Source organism: Parvimonas sp. M20 (assembly GCF_035282425.1).
Classification (GTDB): domain Bacteria; phylum Bacillota; class Clostridia; order Tissierellales; family Peptoniphilaceae; genus Parvimonas.
Window position 1 is genome coordinate 1 of the sequence record NZ_JAYKBQ010000207.1, and the last position, 262, is coordinate 262.

Genomic DNA, 262 nt, shown 5'->3' on the forward strand with positions numbered 1-262 from the left:
TGATTATTACCCCCAAAAAATAGTAGCCTTTTCTTTCTGATCGGCCGGCTTTTCCAGGCTGGCCTCTGTTTTTATGGCTCCAACAGCTTGGTGTTTGCTTGTATATTTGCAATCTCATGAGCATGAAACCTACCTTATATACCATTCTTTCTCCAAGATTGCTGGATATTTATGATGTAACAGACAGCATTGTGGTAATTATTGATGTATTCCGCGCTACTTCTACTATTGCTACGGCATTGTACAATGGGGCCAAAAGAGT

At 40.5% G+C, this 262-nt stretch carries 1 protein-coding gene; it reads left to right on the top strand.

Annotation, left to right across the window (positions count from 1 at the left end; all coding sequences use genetic code 11):
* Positions 1-122 precede the first annotated feature (122 nt).
* Positions 123-262 (top strand): 2-phosphosulfolactate phosphatase (locus tag VJI93_RS09535; RefSeq protein WP_442954002.1); only part of this gene is annotated, 140 nt, incomplete at its 3' end.